Origin of the sequence: Veillonella sp. T34266-5, assembly GCF_002959815.1 — a bacterium.
Classification (GTDB): domain Bacteria; phylum Bacillota; class Negativicutes; order Veillonellales; family Veillonellaceae; genus Veillonella; species Veillonella atypica.
In genome coordinates, this window is record NZ_PPCZ01000023.1 from 1 (window position 1) to 23152 (window position 23152).

At 38.1% G+C, this 23152-nt stretch carries 24 protein-coding genes; 20 read left to right on the plus strand and 4 right to left on the minus strand.

Annotation, left to right across the window (positions count from 1 at the left end; genetic code table 11):
• Positions 1-159, plus strand: a 159-nt coding sequence (locus VIHSUH07_RS07670; RefSeq protein ID WP_146104937.1) for a transposase, incomplete at its 5' end; no start/stop codon positions are given.
• A gap of 121 nt (positions 160-280) precedes the next feature.
• On the opposite strand, the gene rbr is transcribed toward VIHSUH07_RS07670, so the two are convergent.
• Positions 281-826, minus strand: coding sequence for a rubrerythrin (rbr, locus tag VIHSUH07_RS07675; protein WP_005379557.1), 546 nt, complete (start codon positions 824-826; stop codon positions 281-283).
• A gap of 603 nt (positions 827-1429) precedes the next feature.
• Between rbr and VIHSUH07_RS07680 the strand changes: the two genes are divergently transcribed.
• The 7 genes from VIHSUH07_RS07680 to VIHSUH07_RS07710 all read left to right on the plus strand — a co-directional run bounded on the left by VIHSUH07_RS07680 (position 1430) and on the right by VIHSUH07_RS07710 (position 5593).
• The gene (locus VIHSUH07_RS07680) at positions 1430-1633 is read left to right on the plus strand and encodes a DUF951 domain-containing protein (protein WP_005379561.1); all 204 of its coding nucleotides are present in this window, start codon (positions 1430-1432) and stop codon (positions 1631-1633) included.
• A gap of 9 nt (positions 1634-1642) precedes the next feature.
• Positions 1643-2674, plus strand: coding sequence for a selenide, water dikinase SelD (selD, locus tag VIHSUH07_RS07685; RefSeq protein WP_105084505.1), 1032 nt, complete (start codon positions 1643-1645; stop codon positions 2672-2674).
• A gap of 87 nt (positions 2675-2761) precedes the next feature.
• A complete protein-coding gene (yedF, locus tag VIHSUH07_RS07690; protein WP_105084506.1) occupies positions 2762-3361 on the plus strand; it encodes a sulfurtransferase-like selenium metabolism protein YedF in 600 nt (199 codons plus the stop codon).
• 51 nt (positions 3362-3412) lie between these two features.
• Positions 3413-3670: a DUF3343 domain-containing protein gene (locus tag VIHSUH07_RS07695; RefSeq protein WP_105084507.1), complete on the plus strand. Its 258-nt coding sequence runs from the start codon at positions 3413-3415 to the stop codon at positions 3668-3670.
• 78 nt (positions 3671-3748) lie between these two features.
• A complete protein-coding gene (locus VIHSUH07_RS07700; protein ID WP_009661725.1) occupies positions 3749-4432 on the plus strand; it encodes a Fic family protein in 684 nt (227 codons plus the stop codon).
• A 66-nt stretch (positions 4433-4498) separates the two neighbouring features.
• Entirely contained in the window at positions 4499-5209 is a 711-nt protein-coding gene (locus VIHSUH07_RS07705; RefSeq protein ID WP_105084508.1) for an NAD(P)H-dependent oxidoreductase, read from the plus strand.
• Between the two features lie 144 nt (positions 5210-5353).
• Positions 5354-5593, plus strand: a complete 240-nt coding sequence (locus VIHSUH07_RS07710; protein ID WP_105084509.1) for a GlsB/YeaQ/YmgE family stress response membrane protein — start codon at positions 5354-5356, stop codon at positions 5591-5593.
• A gap of 67 nt (positions 5594-5660) precedes the next feature.
• Here VIHSUH07_RS07710 and ychF read toward each other — a convergent pair whose 3' ends face one another.
• A complete protein-coding gene (ychF, locus tag VIHSUH07_RS07715) occupies positions 5661-6767 on the minus strand; it encodes a redox-regulated ATPase YchF (protein ID WP_105084510.1) in 1107 nt (368 codons plus the stop codon).
• A 362-nt stretch (positions 6768-7129) separates the two neighbouring features.
• On the opposite strand from ychF, the gene VIHSUH07_RS07720 reads away from it, so the two are divergent.
• Positions 7130-8302 carry an SAM-dependent methyltransferase gene (locus tag VIHSUH07_RS07720; protein WP_105084511.1) on the plus strand — a complete coding sequence of 391 codons (1173 nt, stop codon included), beginning with the start codon at positions 7130-7132 and terminating at the stop codon, positions 8300-8302.
• 121 nt (positions 8303-8423) lie between these two features.
• Here the strand turns inward: VIHSUH07_RS07720 and VIHSUH07_RS07725 are convergent, their stop codons facing one another.
• Positions 8424-9398 (minus strand): diaminopimelate dehydrogenase, encoded by a 975-nt coding sequence (locus tag VIHSUH07_RS07725; RefSeq protein ID WP_105084512.1) that lies wholly within the window; start codon positions 9396-9398, stop codon positions 8424-8426.
• Between the two features lie 227 nt (positions 9399-9625).
• On the opposite strand from VIHSUH07_RS07725, the gene VIHSUH07_RS07730 reads away from it, so the two are divergent.
• Positions 9626-11848, plus strand: a complete 2223-nt coding sequence (locus VIHSUH07_RS07730; RefSeq protein WP_105084513.1) for an autotransporter outer membrane beta-barrel domain-containing protein — start codon at positions 9626-9628, stop codon at positions 11846-11848.
• 94 nt (positions 11849-11942) lie between these two features.
• On the opposite strand, the gene VIHSUH07_RS07735 is transcribed toward VIHSUH07_RS07730, so the two are convergent.
• A complete protein-coding gene (locus VIHSUH07_RS07735; protein WP_105084514.1) occupies positions 11943-13172 on the minus strand; it encodes an LL-diaminopimelate aminotransferase in 1230 nt (409 codons plus the stop codon).
• A 267-nt stretch (positions 13173-13439) separates the two neighbouring features.
• Between VIHSUH07_RS07735 and VIHSUH07_RS07740 the strand changes: the two genes are divergently transcribed.
• The 10 genes from VIHSUH07_RS07740 to uraA all read left to right on the plus strand — a co-directional run bounded on the left by VIHSUH07_RS07740 (position 13440) and on the right by uraA (position 23079).
• Positions 13440-14456 (plus strand): hypothetical protein, encoded by a 1017-nt coding sequence (locus VIHSUH07_RS07740; RefSeq protein WP_105084515.1) that lies wholly within the window; start codon positions 13440-13442, stop codon positions 14454-14456.
• A 2-nt stretch (positions 14457-14458) separates the two neighbouring features.
• Positions 14459-15634, plus strand: a complete 1176-nt coding sequence (locus VIHSUH07_RS07745) for an MBL fold metallo-hydrolase (protein WP_105084516.1) — start codon at positions 14459-14461, stop codon at positions 15632-15634.
• Between the two features lie 139 nt (positions 15635-15773).
• Entirely contained in the window at positions 15774-16058 is a 285-nt protein-coding gene (rpsF, locus tag VIHSUH07_RS07750; protein ID WP_005377647.1) for a 30S ribosomal protein S6, read from the plus strand.
• Positions 16059-16079: 21 nt separating this feature from the next.
• Positions 16080-16478 (plus strand): single-stranded DNA-binding protein, encoded by a 399-nt coding sequence (locus tag VIHSUH07_RS07755; RefSeq protein WP_005377640.1) that lies wholly within the window; start codon positions 16080-16082, stop codon positions 16476-16478.
• Between the two features lie 39 nt (positions 16479-16517).
• Positions 16518-16748 carry a 30S ribosomal protein S18 gene (rpsR, locus tag VIHSUH07_RS07760; RefSeq protein WP_004693795.1) on the plus strand — a complete coding sequence of 77 codons (231 nt, stop codon included), beginning with the start codon at positions 16518-16520 and terminating at the stop codon, positions 16746-16748.
• A gap of 139 nt (positions 16749-16887) precedes the next feature.
• A complete protein-coding gene (locus tag VIHSUH07_RS07765; protein WP_105084517.1) occupies positions 16888-18642 on the plus strand; it encodes a 1-deoxy-D-xylulose-5-phosphate synthase in 1755 nt (584 codons plus the stop codon).
• 297 nt (positions 18643-18939) lie between these two features.
• Positions 18940-19632 (plus strand): hypothetical protein, encoded by a 693-nt coding sequence (locus VIHSUH07_RS07770; RefSeq protein ID WP_005377675.1) that lies wholly within the window; start codon positions 18940-18942, stop codon positions 19630-19632.
• Positions 19633-19778: 146 nt separating this feature from the next.
• Positions 19779-20438: a tRNA (guanosine(46)-N7)-methyltransferase TrmB gene (trmB, locus tag VIHSUH07_RS07775; protein ID WP_105084518.1), complete on the plus strand. Its 660-nt coding sequence runs from the start codon at positions 19779-19781 to the stop codon at positions 20436-20438.
• 1 nt (position 20439) lies between these two features.
• Complete coding sequence (locus tag VIHSUH07_RS07780; protein ID WP_105084519.1) at positions 20440-21768, plus strand: FtsW/RodA/SpoVE family cell cycle protein; 1329 nt, start codon at positions 20440-20442, stop codon at positions 21766-21768.
• Between the two features lie 27 nt (positions 21769-21795).
• On the plus strand, positions 21796-23079 hold the full coding sequence (uraA, locus tag VIHSUH07_RS07785) for a uracil permease (RefSeq protein ID WP_105084520.1): 1284 nt from the start codon (positions 21796-21798) through the stop codon (positions 23077-23079).
• The last annotated feature ends 73 nt before the right edge of the window (positions 23080-23152 follow it).

Sequence of the window (23152 nt, forward strand, 5' to 3'; positions counted from 1 at the left end):
GGATACACAGAAGGAACTAACAACAAGATTAAGGTATTAAAACGAATAAGCTATGGGCTTCGCCACTTTGGTAGATTCAGAGTACGTATTCTACTTTTGAGCAAAAAGAATGGCACCAACCATACATATGATTGGTGCCAAACAAGACTCGTAGGGTGAACACCCCAACATTTGACAGAGAGCCTTTATATTGAGGTTGTCTGTACATACAGTTAGGAAGAACTGCACTTGCAGTATCAAATATCTGTATTTAAAATATTATTTTATCTAAACTTATAGATTAGATGGATTCAACGTGGCGTTGGAAGAAAGCTTGTGGGTGAGCACATACTGGGCAAACTTTAGGAGCTTCTTCACCAACGTGAATGTAACCGCAGTTAGCGCAAATCCATGCAACTGGTTGGTCGTTGTGGAACACTTTGTTGCCAGAAACACGAGCTGCTAATGCAAGGTAACGAGCTTCATGACGAGCTTCGATTTTACCAACTTCGCGCATTTTGAAAGCGATAGCGGTGAAGCCTTCTTTTTCTGCTTCATCAGCGAAATCTTTGTACATTGTAGTGTGTTCATAGTTTTCACCAGCTGCTGCATCGCGAAGGTTAGCTTCGATGTCAGCGGAAATGTCGCCACCATGAAGAGCTTTGAACCAAACTTTAGCATGTGCAGATTCGTTGTGAGCTGTTTCTTCGAAATAATCAGCGATTTCGTTCATGCCAGCTTTACGAGCTGCTGCTGCATAATATGTATATTTTTGGAATGCTTGGGATTCACCAGCAAATGCTGTTTGAAGATTTTTTTCAGTGTTAGAACCTTTTAATTCTGCCATTTTAATACTCCTTTGTACTTACATCAAATTTCAAAATTTTTACCTTAGTTATATATTCATAACCACTTGGTTGTGAATGCAATGGTGGGTAACTCACTTGAGTTTAAGTTAAATAAAAACTTATTTATATACTGATTAGATAGACACTTGTCTATATTTAAAAAAAGCACTTGCTTATCTTTTAAATGAGTACTTACCTATAGTTGTAAAGAGGCACTTGCCTATAATTTACACCACAATATTTTTGATTCGTATACTTAACGAATAATCATTGTTGACTATATTGTAACATACTAAATGAGAAATGCAAGTGTTTTTGTAAAATTTATTTCGAAAATTTTCTAAATGATAAATGTTATCAATGTAGTAAATAAGCGGTTTTTGAAAGCTTGTTAAGTAATGGGTTTATTAAAAATAGAATTACTGATAATGAGAATGATAATTACATGGAAAATCATTATTGTTTGTAGAATTGTTTGTTTTTGGTAACAATTCTGATTAAGCCGATAGATCTTATTAGTCAAAGTGTACTTTTACCTATATTGGAGAACATATTTTAAGTATAATAATATATATATAATAGAAAAAGTATAAGGAGGCGCTATGGCGTTTATTAGATATTATGTGGGCGATATAGTACAAATGAAAAAATCGCATCCCTGTGGCAGTGATGAGTGGGAGGTCAAGCGCATAGGTACAGATTTTCTTATCGTTTGTAAAGGTTGTGGTCATCAGTTGTTGATGCCTCGCCCTAAATTTGAAAAGGCCGCGAAGAAGATAGTATCGCGCTTGCCTGAAAATGAATGAGGTAGGACTATGGTACGACTCACTGATTATGTTACGAGTGGAGGCTGTGCGTGTAAGATTGGTCCTCATATATTAGAACGTGTTTTAAAGGCCGTTACACCTGTTACAAATGAACATGTTCTAGCTGATATGACTGGTGCTGATGATGCAGGGGTATATCAAATTTCTGATCAACTTGCCCTTGTACAAACATTGGATTTTTTCACACCTGTTGTCAATGACCCTACGTTATTCGGTAAAATTGCAGCGGCTAATGCATTGAGCGATGTATATGCGATGGGAGGGATACCCCTAACGGCGATGAACATCGTTGGATTTCCTGTTCCCTTAGTAGAACAAGGCGTATTGACGGATGTACTCAATGGGGCTGCGTCCATTGTTTCTGAATCTGGTGCAGCCATTGTAGGTGGTCACAGCATCGAAAATAAGGAACCTATTTTTGGCATGTCGATCACAGGTCAAGTTAATCCTAATGAGATTTGGAAGAATAAAGGCGCTCGAGTAGGGGATGTATTGGTGTTAACAAAACGCATCGGTACAGGTATTATGAATAATGCGTTGAAAGCTGATTTATTTCCTACTGGTACTGCGCAGGCGGTTGCTAGCATGAGTACGTTGAATCGTGTGGCTGCTGAGGTGGCCCATAATTTTACAATTCATGCGTGTACTGATGTGACGGGCTTTAGCCTTATGGGACATTCTGTAGAAATGGCGAGTGCCTCTAATGTAACAATTCATATCAAGATTTATGATATTCCGCTCTTTGATGACGTCATTGACGCGGCTCGAATGGGCCTTGTACCAGCGGCGTCCTATGGCAATCGTAAGGCTATTACAGATGTACAAGTAGATAAAATATTAGATTCTGTGTGGACGGATATTTTATTTGATCCACAAACATCAGGCGGTCTTTTATTCTCTGTGCCTGCTGCAGAAGGACCGGATTTGGTGAAAGCTTTACATGATGTGGGCGTTGAAGGTGCCACTATAGTTGGTGCCGTTGAAAGCTTTAGTGGCTTAGCGGTACGCGTCACTAAATAAGATATATTACAATTTTGATTTTAATAGTATATAGAGTAGTTGTGCGTTGATGCTTTCACAAAATATATAATAATATTGAGGTAAATAATGAGTAGTACAAATGAATTAACTGTAGATGTGCGTGGCAGTTTGTGTCCAAAACCTGTGATTGAAACGAAGAAGGTAAGCGATGCAAATCCAGACGCGATTATTACGACCATTGTAGATAACGAGGTGAGTCGCGATAATGTAGAGAAATTTGGGAAGTCTCGTGGCTATGATGTGGCAATTGGACAAGATGGTATAGATTTTTTTATTAAACTTACGCCGAATGTAGACCCTGCACCGGAAATTGGTTGCAAACCTATGAATTATAGTGACCGCATCATTTTGATGACGAAAGATTATCTTGGTGAAGGTAGTGAAGAACTTGGCCGTAATTTGATGAAAACCTTCTGGGTGTGCATGGTTGAAGCCGACGTGAAGCCATCTACAATTTATTTCATCAATAGTAGCGTTAAAATGGTAACCAACGATTCTGTTCATTTAGACAATATTAAAAAGTTAGCTGATCTTGGTGTTGAAATTGCTGCATGTGGTATTTGTCTCGACTATTATGGCCTAAAAGATCAAGTGGGGGTAGGCTCTATTACAAACATGTATGCGATTACAGATGCTATCGTTGGGGAAAATCTTGTTAAACTATAATACTCGTATCTATGTTGTAAATGATTAAGCAATATTATTGGGGGTGAGGCGTTGAACAATAAAAAGTTGCTTGTCGTTTTTACATCCTATTATTTTGGGGATAAAGCGGACAGAATATTAACGGAACTTTCAGTGCCTCACCAATTGATGGCTACACCGCCAGAATTGAATGATATGTGTGGTTTGTCCATTCAAATAGACTTGAATACTGTAGAACAAGTTCAGACTATCCTAAAAGAACATAAGATTAGTAAATCAGGCTTATTTTGGTATGAAAAAGGGAAACCAGTTTTAGCTTATAAAGATTAAATTGATTTTTTAATATCGAAATTTATCTATATATGGTAAAATTAATATATAAAAATCTTATTGTATAAGGAGATATACATGGTTGATTTTACCTTGCCTCGCGAATATATAGACGATATGGTCGTCCGTATGGCCCATCATAGTACAGCAATCGAGGGGAATACGTTAACACAAGGGGAAGCAAAGAGTATCATATTAGATAATATGATACCCCGTAAAATGGATTTGCGTGAGTTCTATGAAGTATCTAATTATCGCGACTATTTAGTATTCTTGATGGAATCATATCAAGAAGTAATTACGATAGATATCATAAGAGACACACAACGATTGTTACTAGCACATATCCGTGATGATAATGGGCAATTTAAGGTTGTTCCAAACATGGTTATTGGTGCTGATTTTGAGCCAACAAAACCATATCAAGTACAAGAAGCTTTAAAAAACTGGTGTGATACATTGCAATATCGTTTAGAGATATCCCAAAATGATGAAGAGCGGGTGCGTACCATTATGGAGCAACATTTGCAATTTGAACGTATTCATCCTTTTGTTGATGGTAATGGCCGTACAGGAAGAGCTCTTATTGTACACGCTTGTTTACAACAGAAATTAGCGCCTATTATCATTAACAAAGCTGATAGAGGTGAATATATGACTCTGTTAAATGATGGTGATTTAAATGGCTTATATAAGTTAGGTCTTGATTTATTTTATAAGGAAAAAGAACGTATGATTCTATTTGGTCAAAATTTTGGCTAATGAGCATCATATGTTATGTATCTAGGTTAAGTTTTTGAAATTAATATAATGAAAGGTTGAATTTCAATGAGCAAATATGAAATAGAAAATGTAAAATTAACGGCTCCTAAATTGGATCCTAAAGATTTAGAATATGCTATGACATATCGTTATGCATGTAAAAAGTTTGATAGCACGAAAAAGATTTCTGAGGATGACTGGAATGCAATTCTACAAGCAGCTCGTTTGACACCTACATCTCTTGGTTTTGAGCCTTTTGAATTGCTAGTTATCCAAAATCCAGATATTCGGGAAAAAATGAAAGCGCATGGCTGGGGCATTCAAGCTGGCCTTGAAGCAAGTCATTTTGTGGTATTCTTGTCACGAAAAAAAGTGGACTTAGAGTTTGACTCCCCTTATGTACGTTACATTCAAGAAACAGTTAAGCAATTACCTGCAGAAATAGATGCAGCATATCGCGAAAAATATGCTCAATTTACTACAAGTGACTATAAAACGTTTGAATCTGAACGGGCTACCTTTGACTGGTCTTCAAAACAAGCGTATATCGTTATGGCGAACATGATGACAATGGCTGCTTATGAAGGTTTAGATTCTTGTCCATTAGAAGGCTTCAATCAAGATGATATGACAGCACTTTTAGGTGATGAACTTGGCCTTTTCGATACAAAACACTTTGGTATTGCTGTAATGGCTGCCTTCGGCTATCGAGACGAAGAACCACATCGTAATAAAACACGTCGTACCTTAGATGAATTTGTAACGGTAGTTGAATAGCCCTTCGTTCTTTTAAGCGAAAAATTCATTTAATTTTTAAGAATTAATGATATATTATAAATATACAAATATTTATAATAATTATGAATTGTATTTTAATATATTTTTTGAAATACAATTTACAAGAGATAAAGGAGTGATTATATGCTTTGGTCGATTATTGTTGGTGGTTTTATCGGGTTCCTAGCAGGTAAAATCACTAATAAAGGTGGTGCAATGGGGATTATCGCTAAAGTTGTTGCTGGCTTAATTGGTTCGTCTATAGGTCAAGCAATATTTGGCACCTGGGGCCCTAGCTTAGCAGGGATGTCCTTAATTCCATCTGTATTAGGTGCAGTAATTGTTGTTGCTGTAGTCTCATTTTTCTTTGGGAAAAAGGGATAGTAATAGGTAGTATAAAAAAACCAGTAAATCGGTAGATTTACTGGTTTTTTGTTGCTATTAATTTGTATTATACGTTGAAACGGAAATGTGTTACGTCGCCGTCTTTCATAACGTAGTCTTTACCTTCAAGGCGTACAAGGCCTTTTTCTTTAGCCGCATTTTGGCTACCGCAAGCTTGTAAGTCGTCGAAAGATACGATTTCGGCACGGATAAAGCCTTTTTCGATATCAGAGTGAATTTTACCAGCTGCTTGAGGTGCTTTTGTGCCGTTTACAATTGTCCATGCACGAGCTTCCATTTCGCCAGCGGTGAAGTAGTTGATAAGACCTAAGAGTGCATAACTTGCTTTGATAAGTTTAGTTAAGCCAGATTCTTCAAGACCGAGATCTTCAAGGAATGCAGCGGATTCTTCATCGGATAACTCAGCAATTTCGGATTCGATACGAGCGGATACAACAACGATGCCAGCACCTTCATTTTTTGCATATTCTTCTACGCGTTTTACGTGCTCGTTAGCAGAGTAATCAGATACTTCATCTTCAGAAATGTTAGCAACATAAAGAGATGGTTTTGCTGTTAGTAATGTCAACTCTTTAATCATTTCTAACTCTTCTTCGTCTAGACCTTGTGCACGAACTGGTTTAGCTTCCCCTAAACCTTCGATAATGCGTTCTAGCAAAGGCAACTCAGCGCGAGCGTCTTTATCGCCAGATTTAGCGATTTTTTCAATACGTTGTTTGCGTTTTTCTACGGACTCAAGGTCAGCAAGGCAAAGTTCAGTATTGATGATTTCGATGTCGCGGATTGGGTCGATAGAACCAGCAACGTGAGTAATATTAGGATCTTCAAAACAACGAATAACTTGAGCAATCGCATCTACTTGACGGATGTGGCTAAGGAATTTGTTACCTAAACCTTCGCCTTTAGATGCACCTTCAACGAGACCTGCAATATCTACAAATCGCATAGCAGCAGGAAGGATGCGTTTGGAGCCGAACATTTCAGCCAATACCGCTAAACGGTTATCCGGAACGTCAACGACACCTACGTTTGGCTCAATTGTACAGAATGGATAGTTGGCAGCCTCAGCGCCAGCCTTTGTGATAGCGTTGAATAATGTACTTTTACCAACATTTGGAAGGCCTACAATGCCTACTTCTAAATTTGTGCTCATGGTACCACCTTTTATTAATTCAGTCATTTCGTTCATTGTGAAAGCTTTCACTAGAAATATTGTTCCTTATAAAAGCCTTATCAAACACATATTATATCATATTCTAACAGATATATACATTTCTATAGAATTGGTCTAGATTATTTATCAAGAAGTGCTATAATATTAGAGAGAAAGTTGAAGTTTCTTATAAAAAATTATGATAAGTAAATATGATTATATAATAAAAATATAAGTTCATCTTATTGTTTGTTTTATAGAAAATTTTGATGAGTAGATATAACTATGTCAGTGTACAGACGGACGTGTCATTTTGATTGAACGTAATCGTCATATGACGCTGCTAGGAAAGGAAGTTAAGTATGTTTTCTAAGTTATTTGATAGTTTTTTAGTACACTATTTGGAACGATTCAATGATCATTGCTTTATTGTAAAAGTTGGTGATAACAAGTATACGATTGGTGAAGGTAATCCTGAATTTACGATTATTGTAAATAGGGATATACCTAAGAAGGATGTATTGGTATCGGCCGAACTTGCTCTTGGCGAAGCGTATATGCGTAAGGATATTGAAATAGAGGGCGATTTATTCAAAGCACTTTGTGTTGTACTAGGTCATGTCAATAAGGATTCTATCAATAAAAAGGTACTTAGCTCTCTCTTTAATGTAGGTCTTAAAAAGAAAGATCAAAAACAACAAGTATCTTCTCATTACGACCTTGGTAATGATTTTTATAGCTTGTGGCTTGATAAGACAATGAGCTATTCTTGTGCATACTTTAAACATGAAGATGATAGCTTAGAAGATGCACAATACCAAAAGGTTCATCATATTCTTGATAAGCTATATTTAAAAGAAGGTATGACATTACTCGATATCGGTTGTGGTTGGGGATTCCTTTTAATCGAAGCAGCCCGTAAGTACGGCGTTAAAGGCTATGGTTGTACATTGTCTGAAGAACAATGGAAGAAAGGCCAAGAACGGATTAAAGAATTCGGTCTTGAAGGTCAAGTTGAAATCGAACTCATCGATTATCGTGATGTAGCTGCATCTGGTCGTACATTCGACCGTATCGTCAGCGTTGGTATGTTGGAACACGTAGGTCGTCCTAATTTCCCATTGTATATGGAAGATGCATCCACTATGTTAAATGATGGTGGTCTATTCTTACTCCATTACATCAGTGATCCATCAGAAAAAGAATCTAGCGCATGGATTCGTAAATATATCTTCCCAGGTGGATGCTTACCATCTCTTCGTGAAATGGTTTCCATTGCCTATGACTATGATTTTAATGTTATCGATGTTGAAAGCTTGCGCTTGCACTACTATAAAACATTGATGCATTGGTACAATAATTTCCAAGGTGTACGCGACCAAGTAGAAAAAGCTCGCGGTACTGAATTCGTTCGCATGTGGGACTTATACCTCTGTGGTTGTGCAGCAGGTTTCTATATTGGCAATATGGATTTACACCAAATCCTTATGACAAAAGGTGTTAACAATGAATTGCCATTGACACGTTGGTATTAATAGATAGATTTTAATACGAAAAAAGGACCGTCTTAAGGCGGTCCTTTTTGTGTGTCGTCATACGATATTGTTAATGTAAAAAGAGGATAACCGGAGTTATCCTCTTAAGGTGCGTATAGAATTATAGAGAGTGAGCTCTTAATTCTTCAGCAGAATGTGTAGAAATCCAAGCTGGTGGAATATCGAATACTGTGTAGCAACCTGTGCCGCCATGTTTAGCAAGACGGTAGATACCACGAGCGTATGCAACAAGTGCAGAGCCTGTGAATTCAGGGTTAGAATCAAGTTTCAAAGAGTATTCAACAACATGACGAGTGCCGTCTGTGCTTTCACCAGAACGAAGAACGAAACCACCATGTGGAATGCCTTTGTGGTTGCGATCAAGTTCTTCTTGGGGAATAAAGTTTACTACAGTTTCATAACCTACGAAGTAGTTTTCCATAGTTTTGATTTCGTTTTCAATTTTAGCTTTATCAGCATCAGGAGCCGCTACTACATAGCACTCACGAAGGTGACCTTTGTAGCCATCAACGTCTGGAGTTTCACCATTACGGATTGCTTCAAGGTATTGTTCTTTAGGAACAGTGTATTGACGAGCGTCAAGAACGCCATCGATACGACGGATAGCATCGGAGTGACCTTGAGAAACGCCACGACCCCAGAATGTATAAGATTTGCCTTGAGGCAAGATGCTTTCAGCATATACACGTTGTAAAGAGAACATGCCTGGGTCCCAACCGCAGGAAATCAATGTAGCAGTTTTAGCTTCTTTAGCAACTTTGTCTACGTTTGCGAAATGTTCAGGAATACGTGCATGTGTATCGAAGGAATCGATACAGTTGAAGTATTTTGTTACCATTGGAGTTTGTTCGATAAGGTCTGTTGCGGAACCGCCGCAAAGAACCATAACATCGATTTTACCTTTGAAGTTTGGTAAATCCTCCATAGTGTATGTAGGAACACCAGAAACTGTTTCTAAACCTTTACGACGAGAAAATACGCCTACGAGTTCCATATCTGGTTGCAATTTAACAGATGCTTCTACGCCACGGCCTAAGTTGCCATAGCCTACGATACCAATACGAATTTTGCTCATATTAGCCTCCTATATAATTATAAAATGTAGTGTAATAACTAATATATTTATTATAGCATATAACTTACTTTTTATAGAGTTTCTTAGTTAAATTCATATCGATACATTGCGTATAGGAATATACATAAAAGAAAACGTCATATGTACAAAAATTGACACATATACCCCCGATGTAGATACAATAGATATATACAAATTTATTGTGTGTAGTTTGAGGAGGTTATGAGATGAGAAGAACGATAAACCTTGCTGTTATTGCTGCTTTAATTATTACCGGTGCTAGTGCAGAGGTCATGGTGTCAGCCACTACAGTTGAAAGCCATACTGATGGAAAATCCATTGGGTTGAATTTGTGGGGTGAAAATAAACACTATACCGATGATTTGACCGTCAATGTATCTGGTCTTGGTGTAAATGGAAATAAATACCATAATAACGTTACCGGTATTTATGCTCTTGATGGATCTCAGGTTGCCATAGATAAAAATGTAAATGTAACGGTTGCAAATCCAGCACCTGCGGAAAGTGGAGAGAAGCGCAGACCAGACTTAGCACACTATTATATGAGTGGTATATATGCTGGTTATGGTGGGGTTACAAATGATGGTGATAATGATGATACCCGTATTACCGTACAAGGTAATGCCAACGTAGATGCCATTGGCGTAGGTTTGCAAGCTAATAAGGATGGATACATTCGGATTCTAGGTGGGGCAGATGTAAAGACACATCCTTTAACGACATCTGATACATATTCTGCACTTTCAGAAGAAGGATTTGTCTATGTGAATACTGGCATGGATGGATTGAAACCAGGTGCTAAGGACGTCAATATGTATGGCAATATTGGCTTTATCAATAAAAACTATGGTATTGATAAAAATCCACATAATCATGGATCAGAAATTTCATTGGGATTAACGACACCAAATTCTAAATTAGTGGGTGGTGTACTTAATGAATTTGATGAAAGCAACAATAATCCTCATCATGGCGGTTTGAGATTATATTTACAAAATGGTGCTACATGGCGTAATGAATGGTTAGGAGCTGAACGTGAATACCCTACACAAGGCCGACCAGATACTGCAAATTATCTCTATACAGGTAGTAAGGTAGAGCATCTTATAGGTGGTGCCACAGAAGGTAGCCGCGGCATTATCCAAGCCGTAGATGCACGGCCTATTACGATTAATAATTATGCTGGTCATACAGCTATTGATTATGAAAAAGGTGCACCTGCTGCAGAAAACGGTAAAGGTGAAATTGTAATTAATCATGCTGACCCTGGCTCTTCTGTTACATTGCGTAGCTCCGTAGAGGCTTTGAAAGAACAAGCTAATGCCGAGATTCCAGGATTAGCAGAAAATCAATTTGTGAAGAAAATAGTCTACAATGGATATACGAAGGGTGAGCGAAACCTTGGTGTTAATGTGCATTTAGAAACAGGTGTGATTAGTCCTACATTAAATGCTAAACTTAGCCCGGATGATTTTGATATAGATGGACGTGCTGTAGTGTCTAATAAAACCGTATTATCCACTAGTGAAAGTGAAATTGTATCCGGTGCTAAGAGTGCATTAGCATCTTCTGTTATGCAAATGCGAGCTGATACCAATGATTTACAACGCCGCTTAGGTGATGTGCGTCTTAACTCCGATAATCAAGGCGTATGGGGCAAATATATTGGTGGTAAATCTAAAATTACAGACTCTGCCTATGTAAATCAAAATTATAATATGGCGCAAATCGGCTATGATACGAAAAGAGGAAACTGGATTGTAGGTGGTGCTTTATTGTATGGCACAAATAACAGTGATTATGCGTTGGGTTCTGGTTCTGGTAAAACTGCTGGATTAGCTTTCTATGGCGCTAAACAATTTAATGATGGTCGTTATTTAGATATCATTGCTAAAGGCAATCGTTTGAAAAATGATTTTACCGTACATAACAGCTTAGGAACGTCGTTGAGTGGTGACTACCGTAATACGGGTGCATCTTTGAGCCTTGAATATGGTAAACGTATCAAGAGAAATAATGGTTTCTATATCGATCCTAGCGCAGAATTGATTTTTAGCCGCTTGTCTGATGAAAGCTTTGATGCTCGTACGAATACAGGTAGCACAGTTCATATTAATTCTGATGCAGTTAATTCCGCTATAGGCCGCTTAGGCATTGGCATCAGTAAGGAAGCTAAGAATAGTAATGTTTTCCTTAAAGCTGCATTAGCCCATGAATTCTCTGGCAAGATGAAAGCAACCTATAGTATGGCCGGTGAACCAACGACTAATAGCGTAGTAGATTTGAAGGATACTTGGCTTGATCTTGAACTCGGTGGTTCATGGAGTTTCCGTCCAAATACATATGTATATGGAACATTTACTAAAAACTTTGGTGGTACTGTTGATACATCCTATCGTGTAGATGCGGGTATTCGTCATAACTTTTAATTAGTATCTAGATTTAAAATAAAAACGGTTGTGAAACATTCGGAGAGAAGGTTTCACAACCGTTTTGTATTACATATTTTTAGTTATAAATGTATTAGAATTGTAAAGTTTTGATGCGTTCTACGGCACGGATTGTATTTTCGCGGCTGCCGAATGCAGTTAAACGAAGGTAACCTTCGCCATGTGGACCGAAACCAGAGCCTGGTGTAGACACGATTTGTACCTTTTCAAGAAGAAGATCAAATAATTCCCAGCTTGTCATGTTGCCAGGTGTTTTTAACCAAATATAAGGTGCATCAGTACCACCATATACAGTAAGGCCAATGGATTCGAGGCCTTCTTTGATGATGCGTGCATTTTCTTTGTAGTAAGCGATGTTTGCGCGAGTTTGTTCGCGGCCTTCTTTAGAATATACCGCTTCAGCACCACGTTGAACGATGTAAGGTACACCGTTAAATTTAGTGCATTGACGACGGTTCCACATAGGGTTCAACAGTTGACGTTCGCCAGATTTAGTTTTGCCTGTTACTTCTTTTGGCACTACTGCGTAGGCACAACGTGTACCTGTAAAACCAGCAGTTTTAGAGAAGGAACGGAATTCGATAGCCACTTCACGAGCACCTTCGATTTCATAGATGGATTTAACAGTGTCTTCTGTGCTGATGAAAGCTTCATAAGCGGAATCAAACATCAAGATAGCGTCGTTTTCTTTACACCATTTAATCCATTCAGCTAAGCGTGCACGACTAAGTACTGTGCCTGTAGGATTGTTAGGGGAGCAAAGATATACGATGTCTACACGTTCAGCAGGAAATTCTGGAGAGAAATTATTTTCTGCAAATGTAGGAAGGTATACAACTTTTTCGAACATGCCGTCAACAGCTTGGCCTGTGCGCCCGCCCATAACGTTGGAATCAAGGTATACAGGGTATACAGGGTCGGTGATAGCGATGATATTATCTTCGCTGAATAATTCTTGGATATTACCAACGTCGGATTTTGCGCCGTCAGAAACGAATACTTCGTCCATACCAATTTCGATGCCATATGGTTTGTAATCGCCTTCGATAATTGCTTTACGAAGGAAATCATAACCTTGTTCCGGGCCATAACCACGGAATGTTTCAGCTTTGCCCATTTCTTGAACAGCCTTAGTCATAGCATCTACGATAGCAGGTACTAAAGGCAATGTTACATCGCCGATACCAAGACGAATAATGTCAGCATCTGGATGAGCTGCTTGGTAATCCGCTACTTTTTTAGCAATGTTAGCAAATAAATAAGAACCTTGTAGGTTTAAATAGTTTTCATTAATATTAGCCATGATGACTCCTTTTTGTAATTAGAATTCTCTATATATAGTAAAGTATATAAGAAAATGGTGCAAGAGATTTCTATAGAATTTCAAATAAAATATAATGTCATATTAAATACTCATTTAGAGGAGTATACTGTAGATAGATAATAAGCAGTTGATTCGATATTAATCGGTATTTATTATTTATTATAATAGGTGTACAGGCAATAGTGTATTTAAATAGCTTATATCATGCAGTGTTGATAATGTATTATGAGTTCGAGGAATAGTATTATGGAAGATTACAACAAAAGATTATTAATTAGTATAGAGCGTAGTCTTAATCACAAAACTCCAGAGAAGGATTATAAGAATTATTTGATTGAGAATTTTTATAGAGCTGAGTGTGTTAATTATACTGGTTACATTAAGGAAACTGGTCAACTTTATACGGAGGTTATAGCAGATACGTTAATTCGTGATTGGATTAGTGAGTGGAAAGGGATTCATCCCAAAAGAACTGGCGAGAAGAATCATTTTGATACAGGTCATACTCCATTTGAAGATAAAGATATCGAACAGCTACAACTGACAACTAGTAAAGAGAAAGTTTTAGCAAAGCTTTTATTTTATCAAGGCAATATTGATGGGTTAGGTTATGTTTTTGACTATGAGACTCCTTTAAATCTGACACTACATGATTCTTGTGGAGCAATCGACTTAATTAGTTATAATGATAAGTATAATTTGATTTCCGTTGTAGAGTTAAAATATACACCCACTGGAAGTAATGAAACACTTCTTCGTTGTATTCTAGAATCTTATACGTATTATAGACTTTTTGAATGGAAGCAGATTCATAATGGCGTTACACATATCGGCTTAAATGAATTAAAGCATAAGTATCCTGATTTAGCCCAAAAGCACGATGAATATAAGTTACAAGCCGAATTAGTTATATTATTTGATGAGGCGTCTCGTACTGAAGCAGATGGTGGAGAAGATTCAAATTTAATGCTACGTATAGATTCAAAGTGTGTTGATAAAGCTCGCTATCCATCAAAAACAGTTGTTTCTCAGCAGTATAAAGAGTGTGAAGAATTACTTAAAACTGATAAATGTAATTCTTTACGAACTTTGTGTGAGACTATCTTAGAACAAGAACCTGAATTGAAACAAATTCGCTTTGTTGTATTGCGTGCTGATAGAGTAAGTAAAGCGCCTTATCAAAATAAAATGGTCAACTGGTCTCCAACGTTGGATCGTTCATATCGAGCAGAAACATTACTCACTATTTCTAGTAAAGGTTAAGTATGAACATAATCATCCATCGTGGCACTCATCAGATAGGTGGTAGTGCTATAGAAATTAGCACTAAAACAACTCGTATCATACTTGATATGGGTGATGAGCTTAGTTTAGAGACATCCTTTATACCACGCTCTTTAGTGATAGATGGGATAACTGAAGGAGAGCCTAATGGTAATGGTGTTCTTATATCTCACTATCACGGCGATCATCTAGGACAGTTGAAAAGCGTGCTTTCAGAAATCCCTATCTATCTAGGAATGCTATCGAAAGCGATTCTGCTTATTCCCTCGGAACATAAAGATAATCAATTATATTTACGATTGTTAGATGCTAATACTTTTAGTGGCGGTAATGTATTTACAATTGGTGATATACGTATCAGACCTCTTGTTATCGATCATAGTGCGGCAGATAGTTATATGTTTGTTATTGAAGCAGAAGGTAAACGTATTCTATATACTGGCGATTTTAGGCTACATGGTCTAAGAAGTCATTGTATAGAAAGGTTGATAGAAAATTATGTTGGAACCGTCGATGTTCTGATTACGGAAGGAACTACGCTTTCACGAAATCGAGGACGAACAATTAGTGAAGCTGAAGTGCTAGACGATATAATATCCTATGTTTCAGATGGCAAATATGTGTTTATTATGTGTGCTTCCACGAATATAGATCGGATAATGGGGATATGGCAAAATCTTCCAGACGACAAGGTGCTACTCTGTGATCGATACCAGAAAACGATTCTAGATACTGTTATTAAAAGTACCTATTACGATAGCAGCTTATATAAGAGGCATGACAAGCCTTTAGTAGTAGATTCTGGAGCGTATCCTCAATCATACATGCGGAATGGATTCATTTCTTTGGTCAGATGTACAGATGCTTATATAAATAAAATTAAATCCTTTAATAGAGATGATGTGCGAATTATTTACTCGATGTGGACTGGGTATATCGACCATAATGAATCGTTGAAGGAATTGCTTGATGCCTATCCATCGTATATTTGTCACTCTAGTGGACATGTGACTACATCTGATTTAATTACGTTTATTGATTTGGTAAATCCTGATTTAATCATTCCTATTCATACAGAAAGTCCGGAAAGGTTAGAACGTATCTTACCTCATAGAAATATACGCATTTTGAATGATAAGGAAGTTTTTGAAGTTTAGATAGTGAAAGGAAGGTTTCAAAATGAACCCTTGCTTTCATTATTAATTTAGGTTATAATAGTAAAGCTTATTAATGGTAAGCACTTCCTACCCCTATGTGTCGATAGGGGCATTAGTCCGAAAGAGGAGGTGATTTTGTATGAACAAATACGAAGTCATGGTTATTGTGAAACCAGCTGAAGAAGAAGCAACTAACGCTGTCATTGAAAAAGTGGAAGCTTTAATTGCTCGTGTAGGCGGCACAGTAGAAAAGGTAGATCGTTGGGGCAAGCGTCGTCTTGCTTACGCAGTGAAAAAATTCACTGACGGTTTCTATGTATTGGTTAATTTCGAAGCTGATCCAGCTGAAATCAAAGAAATCGACCGTGTGTTGAAAATCAACGATGATGTCTTAAGACACCTGATTGTTAAACACGATGCATAATTAAAGCCTGGAGGAGAAAAAATGAACTCTGTACAAATTCTAGGTAATTTAGCTCGTGATCCTGAAGTACGTTTTACTAAAACTGGTAGAGCAGTGGCAACTTTCACAGTAGCTGCTACGAATACTTATATTGACTCTACAACCAATGAAACGAAAGAACAAACTGCTTTCATAAATTGTGTTGCATGGGGCAAACTTGGTGAAGCGGCAGGTAATCTTCGTAAGGGCAGTCGCTGCTTTGTAGAAGGTCGCTTGCAAACTCGTTCCTACGAGACTCAGGATGGTCAAAAACGTTACGTTACTGAAGTGGTAGCGAACTTTGTGGGCCAATCCCTTGATATGAATACTAATTCTTTCGATGGTGGGTCCAATTTTGATAGTTTCAGTACAGGCGGCGATGATGAACACATCCCGTTCTAGTGTCCGAGACTCCTACTAATTCGAAAAGGAGGATTCGCAATGAGAAGAGATAGAGGCAGAAAGCCAAGAAGAAAAGTATGCGTTTTCTGTGCAGACCATATCGATCAAATCGACTATAAAGATGTTGCAAAACTTCGTCGTTTTACGACTGAACGCGGCAAAATCTTACCTCGTCGTATTTCCGGTACTTGCGCAAAACATCAACGCAAATTGACTACATCTATCAAACGTGCACGTGCAATCGCTTTATTGCCATTCACTGCAGAATAATTGATGAATCAAGGCGGTATAACCATTTGGTTGTACCGCCTTTTTGCTACATAAAGAGCTGGTTCTGTATGGACTGGCTCTTTTTCTTAGATTGTGGTATATGTTAGTAGTAATATGTAAGTAAAAGAAAGGCAATCTTATGAATTTAATAAATATAAAATCTCCAGCCGATTTGAAAGGCTTATCTATTGCTGAATTAACAGATCTAACGGCACAAGCTCGTCAAGCCCTCATGACAAAGGTATCTGAACACGGCGGTCATGTTGGCCCACCTATGGGTGCAGCCGAAATGATTATGGCTTTGCACTATGTATTTAACTCACCTGTAGATAAGATTGTATATGATGTGTCTCATCAGTCTTATGTGCACAAGATGGTTACAGGTCGTGCCTTAGCATTTTTAGATCATAATCATTATGATGATGTAACAGGCTATACAGATCCTACTGAAAGTGAACATGACTTCTTTAATATTGGTCATACCTCGACATCAATCTCATTGGCATCTGGCTTAGCGACGGCTCGTAATTTAAAAGGGGACTCTGAAAATATTATCGCTATTATTGGTGATGGATCTTTATCCGGTGGGGAAGCTTTTGAAGGTCTCGATTATGCAGCTACGTTAGATAGTAATATGATTATCATCGTCAACGATAATGACCAATCCATTGCAGAAAATCATGGTGGTTTATATCGTGGTCTTTGTGAATTGCGCAAAACTAATGGTGAAAGTTCCAACAATATTTTCAAGGCTATTGGTTTAGACTATCGTTTTGTAGCAAAGGGAAATGATTTAGAAACATTAATTGATGTGTTTAAGGATGTGAAAGACATTGATCATCCAATTGTGTTACATATTGTTACTCAAAAAGGTAAGGGCTATGCCATTGCAGAGCAAAATAAAGAAAAGTTCCACTGGACTATGCCATTTGACTTAGAAACAGGTAAGCTAAAAGCGAAAGATAATGGGCCAACGTATGTTGGTACGATTGCGAACTACTTGATGGAGCAAATCAAAGTAGATCCAACAGTGGTAGCTATTATTGCAGGTACACCAGGTGGACTTGGATTTAATTCCGAACGGCGCAAAGAGGCTGGCAAACAATATATTGACGTAGGCATTGCAGAAGAGCATGCTATTGCCATGAGCTCTGGTATTGCTAAAAATGGCGGTAAACCAGTATTTAATGTGTATAGTACATTTTTACAACGTGCTTATGACCAATTAGTACAAGATCTTTGCGTCAATAATAATAGTGCCGTTATTATGAATCATGAGGCCTCTGTATATGGTATGAATGATGTCACTCATTTAGGGTTCTTTGATATACCTATGCTTACAAGCATTCCTAATTTGGTCTACTTAGCACCTACCAATAATGAAGAGTTGTTGGCTATGACTGAATATGCCGTGCATCAACATGAGCATCCAGTAGCAATTCGTGTTCCTGTAGGTAAATTTATATCTACTGGTGTGGCCGATACGACGGATTATAGCCTCTTAAATAAATCTGAAGTGACTCGGCATGGCAAAGGCATTGCTTTATTAGGTTTAGGTAATTTCTATCATCTCGCTAAACAAGTAGCTGATGAATTGGCTAAAGTAGGCATTAATGCAACCGTGGTAAATCCTAAATTTGCTTCTGGCCTAGATGAAGAGTTGTTAGAGTCATTGAAAGCTAATCATTCTGTAGTATTTACCTTGGAAGATGGTGTAGTAGAAGGCGGTTGGGGCCAACGCGTGGCTAGCTTCTATGGACCATCTGCCATGCGTGTTAAAAATTATGGCATTGCTAAGGAGTTTCATGATCGCTATGATGCGGCGGAGCTTTTGCGAGAAAACGGTGTTTCTGTAGAACAAATTGTAAATGATGCCAAATGTATGTTGCCTTAAACAAGGGTTGTGTCATAATATTTATAAAAATTATTTATAAGTAATGACGTTAAGTAGTAGCTTCTATTAATTAGCATAGAAGCTACTATTTTTCAATATATGATGAGTTGTTTATAAATAAAATATTTTATATTTTTTTATTAATATGACTATAAATAATAGATGAAGTAGTATATAATAATAACAGACTAACTCATTATGATGTATGATACAGTTTAATTAATTTAGAAATCTGTATTGGTTAGTATATGAACGTAAACGTGCTTTTGTTGGTGTGTAAAGGGAGCTTTGGAAACATTGAAAAAGGTTTTAACTTTGGCCGTGGCTTTGGCTGTAGTCAGCAGTGGTTATCTGTGTGAGGTAAATGGTGCCGCAGAACCGATAACCAAAAAAGCGCCTTCCATCTCAGAATTTAATATATATGTACCAAAAGAGCTCAATGAACGTCAAAAAGATCTTGTTGAAATTGGACGTTATACAGCTAGCGGAGATCTTGGCTCGTTAAGAGAAACGATTATTTCTGCTATTGAACGTGGTACTTTGACACCTCAAGAGGTAAGTATTGCCATTCGTCAGTTGTACTCTGCAGCGGGTTTAAAGCAAATGAATGCGGCTCTTGCTACATTTGAGCAACTTCGCGAAGAACGCCCTGAGTTTGGTGTAGATTATGATAAACTTGTGCCAAAGCGAGTGGGCTTAAGTGCTCTACTAGGTAATGGCTCAAATAGTACAAATATGGCTGCCAAAATTAAAGCTGATGAAGCTTCAACAGCTGTAAAATATAATACATTCCGTATTAAAAAGCCAAAACCACAAAATAGAAACAGATCACGTCTAGGCAAACTTGATCGTGAACTCGTAGCAGCAGCGGCATTAGGTACTCGTGTTGGTAAATCAAATGCGGTGTTTGCTACATCTAAGAAAAGCTTAACAGAGCTTGGTTTGAGCCCGCAACAAATTGAATACTTAGAAAATATGCTATCTAATTAATGATGAGCCCTTGTCTTTTCATAATGACAGGGGCTTTTTTATATTACTAATTGACGTAAAGTAAAGCATTTTTCTATAATAATAAGGATAGGTAACAATTAGTTATATAATATAGTACTTTCAGAATAGACATATAAGGAGTAACGATGCGTCTTCGTAGAAAACCGTGGATTGATGAGGCTATCCACGAGTATGATTCACACATTATTTTATCAGGACAAGAGGCTTATAAAGGCGAATGGAGAGAGGCTTTTTCGCATCCGGAACGACCATTATACATGGAATTAGGCACTGGCAAAGGGCGATTTATTGCGGGCATGTCTGAAGCATATCCAGATGCAAATTTTGTCGGTTTTGAAGTTCAAATTGGTGTAATTTACTATGCAGCACAAAAGATTTTTGAAGCTCAACGGGATAATGCAAAAGTATCTTTATTTGATATCGCAGGAATTGAAGAGATTGTAGCTCCTGAAGAAGTAGATCGATTCTATATCAATTTCTGTGATCCATGGCCTAAGGCTAAACATGCTAAACGTCGCTTAACATATCATACATTCCTTGACCGGTATGCACGTTTGTTAAAAGATAATGGCGAAGTTCACTTTAAAACCGACAATGAAGACTTGTTTATGTTTTCCTTAGAGGAGTTCAAAAGTTGTGGGTGGGAACTCAAGAATGTCACCTATGATTTACATAGTACAGATTTACCAAATGTGAAAACGGAATATGAAGAGAAATTTAGCGCAAAGGGACAACCTATTTTCCGATTAGAAGCAGTGAAACCGACTGTTACTAAGGAGGCATAATATGTTGCAACAAGGGGAAAAGAAGGGGCACTTTTGGGAGAAAGTGTTTAAGAACGACCTACAAGGCATGTTATTGCCTATAGCTCTTATGGCCTTGATTGGTAGCATTAATATCTTTAGTGCCACCTATGTTGGATCGATTACAACAGATACTGGATTGCTGGGCTATGCACCGAGACATTTAGGTTATTTATTAGTTTCTGCTATTTTGGGCGTATTTCTGTATCGATTTGATTATCGTCGATTACAAAATGCTAAATTACTGACCTGGATAATGGGCCTGACCGCAGTATCCCTAGTGGCCATATATTTGGTCGGTGTAGAGGTCAATGGTGCGCGCCGGTGGATTTCTCTTGGTCTATTCTCGTTTCAACCATCAGAGTTTGCTAAATTGGCCGCACTCATGTGGACAGCAGCTAAATTGGCGGATAAACCGTGGGGAAAACCCAGATTTACATCTATGATTAAACCTAAGAAAGGTTTGTCTCAAAAAGAGGTAGCATTAGGTTATATTTTTGAACGCGTAAGATATATGGGCTATATGTTGCTTTGGCCAATCATATTTGCTTTGCTCACCATTAAACAGCCGGATATGGGGACTGCCGTATTGATTATAGGTTTCTCCTACCTATTAATATTCTTATCTGGCTTTGAGAAAAGTATATTTGGCTTATCCTTGATGGGGGCTATTGTCGTAGGTATTTATGCTGCTCGTAGTAGTTCGTATCGGTGGGAACGCGTTGTATCTTGGTTTGATCCCTGGTCCTATGCACAGGATAAAGGCTATCAAACTGTACAAGGTTTGTTAGCCGTAGGCTCAGGTGGGTTCTTTGGACAAGGCCTTCTGAATGGTACGTCAAAGTATTTCTATCTACCTGAAGCACATACGGACTTTGCCTTCGCTGTTTGGGCACAGGAAATGGGCTTTTTAGGCGGTATTCTGGTCGTATTCTTAATGGCCATGTTTACGTATTTTGGATTCCGTATTGCTAATAGAGCACGCGATGCTTTTGGTAGATGGTTAGCCATTGGGATTACGATTCTCATCAGTGGTCAAGCATTCTTCAATATCGCCATGGTTTGTGGTATGTTGCCTGTAACAGGTGTGCCATTGCCATTCGTTAGCTATGGTGGTTCTTCTCTAATGATGAACTGTTTAGCTATCGGTATTTTAGCAAGTATTGCGAGACGTGGCGTAGAAGGTGTTAAACCAGTAGGTAATAAGGAAACGTTGCCGTCGTTGCGCGAGGAAACGCAGAGTCGGTTTAGACCGAATAGAACGGTTGAATCTAAATTACCGGGACGTTTTGTACCACCAAATAAACGATAATATATGTGTTGTGTATGAGGGAAAATTATGAACGATTTTATTGATATTCAAGAACGCCCATCATTGGGTAAATTATTGCCACTTAGCTTTCAACATTTATTTGCTATGTTTGGCTCTACCGTACTTGTACCGTATTTGTTGAAAGTCGATCCAGCAACGGCATTATTTATGAATGGTATTGGTACATTGCTGTACTTATTTGTATGTAAAGGCAAGATTCCAGCCTATTTAGGATCTAGTTTTGCTTTTATTGCTCCTGTCAGTGCAGTGTTGGCTGCAGGATTCGGCTATGAGGCAGCTAAAGGCGCCTTTGTCGTATTTGGCTTATCCTTTGTTATTTTATCGTTCTTAGTTCGCTATATTGGTATCGGTTGGATTGATAAATTATTCCCACCAGCTGCAATGGGGGCTATCGTTGCTATCATCGGTCTTGAACTAGCTCCAGTCGCTATGGGCATGGCTGGACTCATCGGTGATCAAAATCTTGGCATGTCTCATGAGCAGGCTATCATAGTATCTATGTTCTCCTTGATTGTGACCTTGTTAGGAACCGTCGTATTCCGAGGATTCCTTGCTGTAATTCCTGTGCTTATCGGCGTAGTGGCAGGTTATATCTTATCCGCTATCATGGGCGTTGTCGATTTCTCCGCTGTTGAAGCGGCACCATGGTTCTCGCTACCACAGTTTTATGGTATGCCTGAATTTGATATCAATGCCATCGTCATGATTATGCCAGCATTATTTGTAGTATTTGCGGAACACGTGGGTCACCTTGTTGTTACAAGTAACATCGTATCAAAAGATCTTATGAAAGAACCTGGCTTAGAACGTTCTTTATTAGGTGATGGCCTTGCCAATATTCTTTCAGGTTTCTTTGGGGCTACACCAAATACAACGTATGGTGAAAATATCGGAGTACTAGCAATTACACGGTGCTTTAGCGTTTGGGTTATCGGCGGTGCAGCTATATTGGCTATGATTATTTCCTTCGTGGGCAAGGTAGCCGCTCTTATCCATGCCATTCCGGTTCCTGTTATGGGTGGTGTATCGATTCTATTGTTCGGTATCATCGCTGCTTCTGGGTTACGTATGCTCGTAGAACGCAAGGTAGACTATACAAATCCTGTTAACATGATTCTTACATCTGTTATTCTTGTTGTAGGCCTTAGTGGTGCACAGCTCGTAATTGGTCCTGTTGTTTTAAAAGGCATGGGTTTAGCAACTGTTGTAGGTATGGGGATGAGCATTGTACTTCTTATCTTACAAAAAACAGGTATTGGTAATGATCAATTAAAGAAAACGGATGTATAATTGATTATACATTCAAATATATAGCAAGACTTATAATTAACGCGTAGCTTTTCAGCTGCGCGTTTTTGTATAG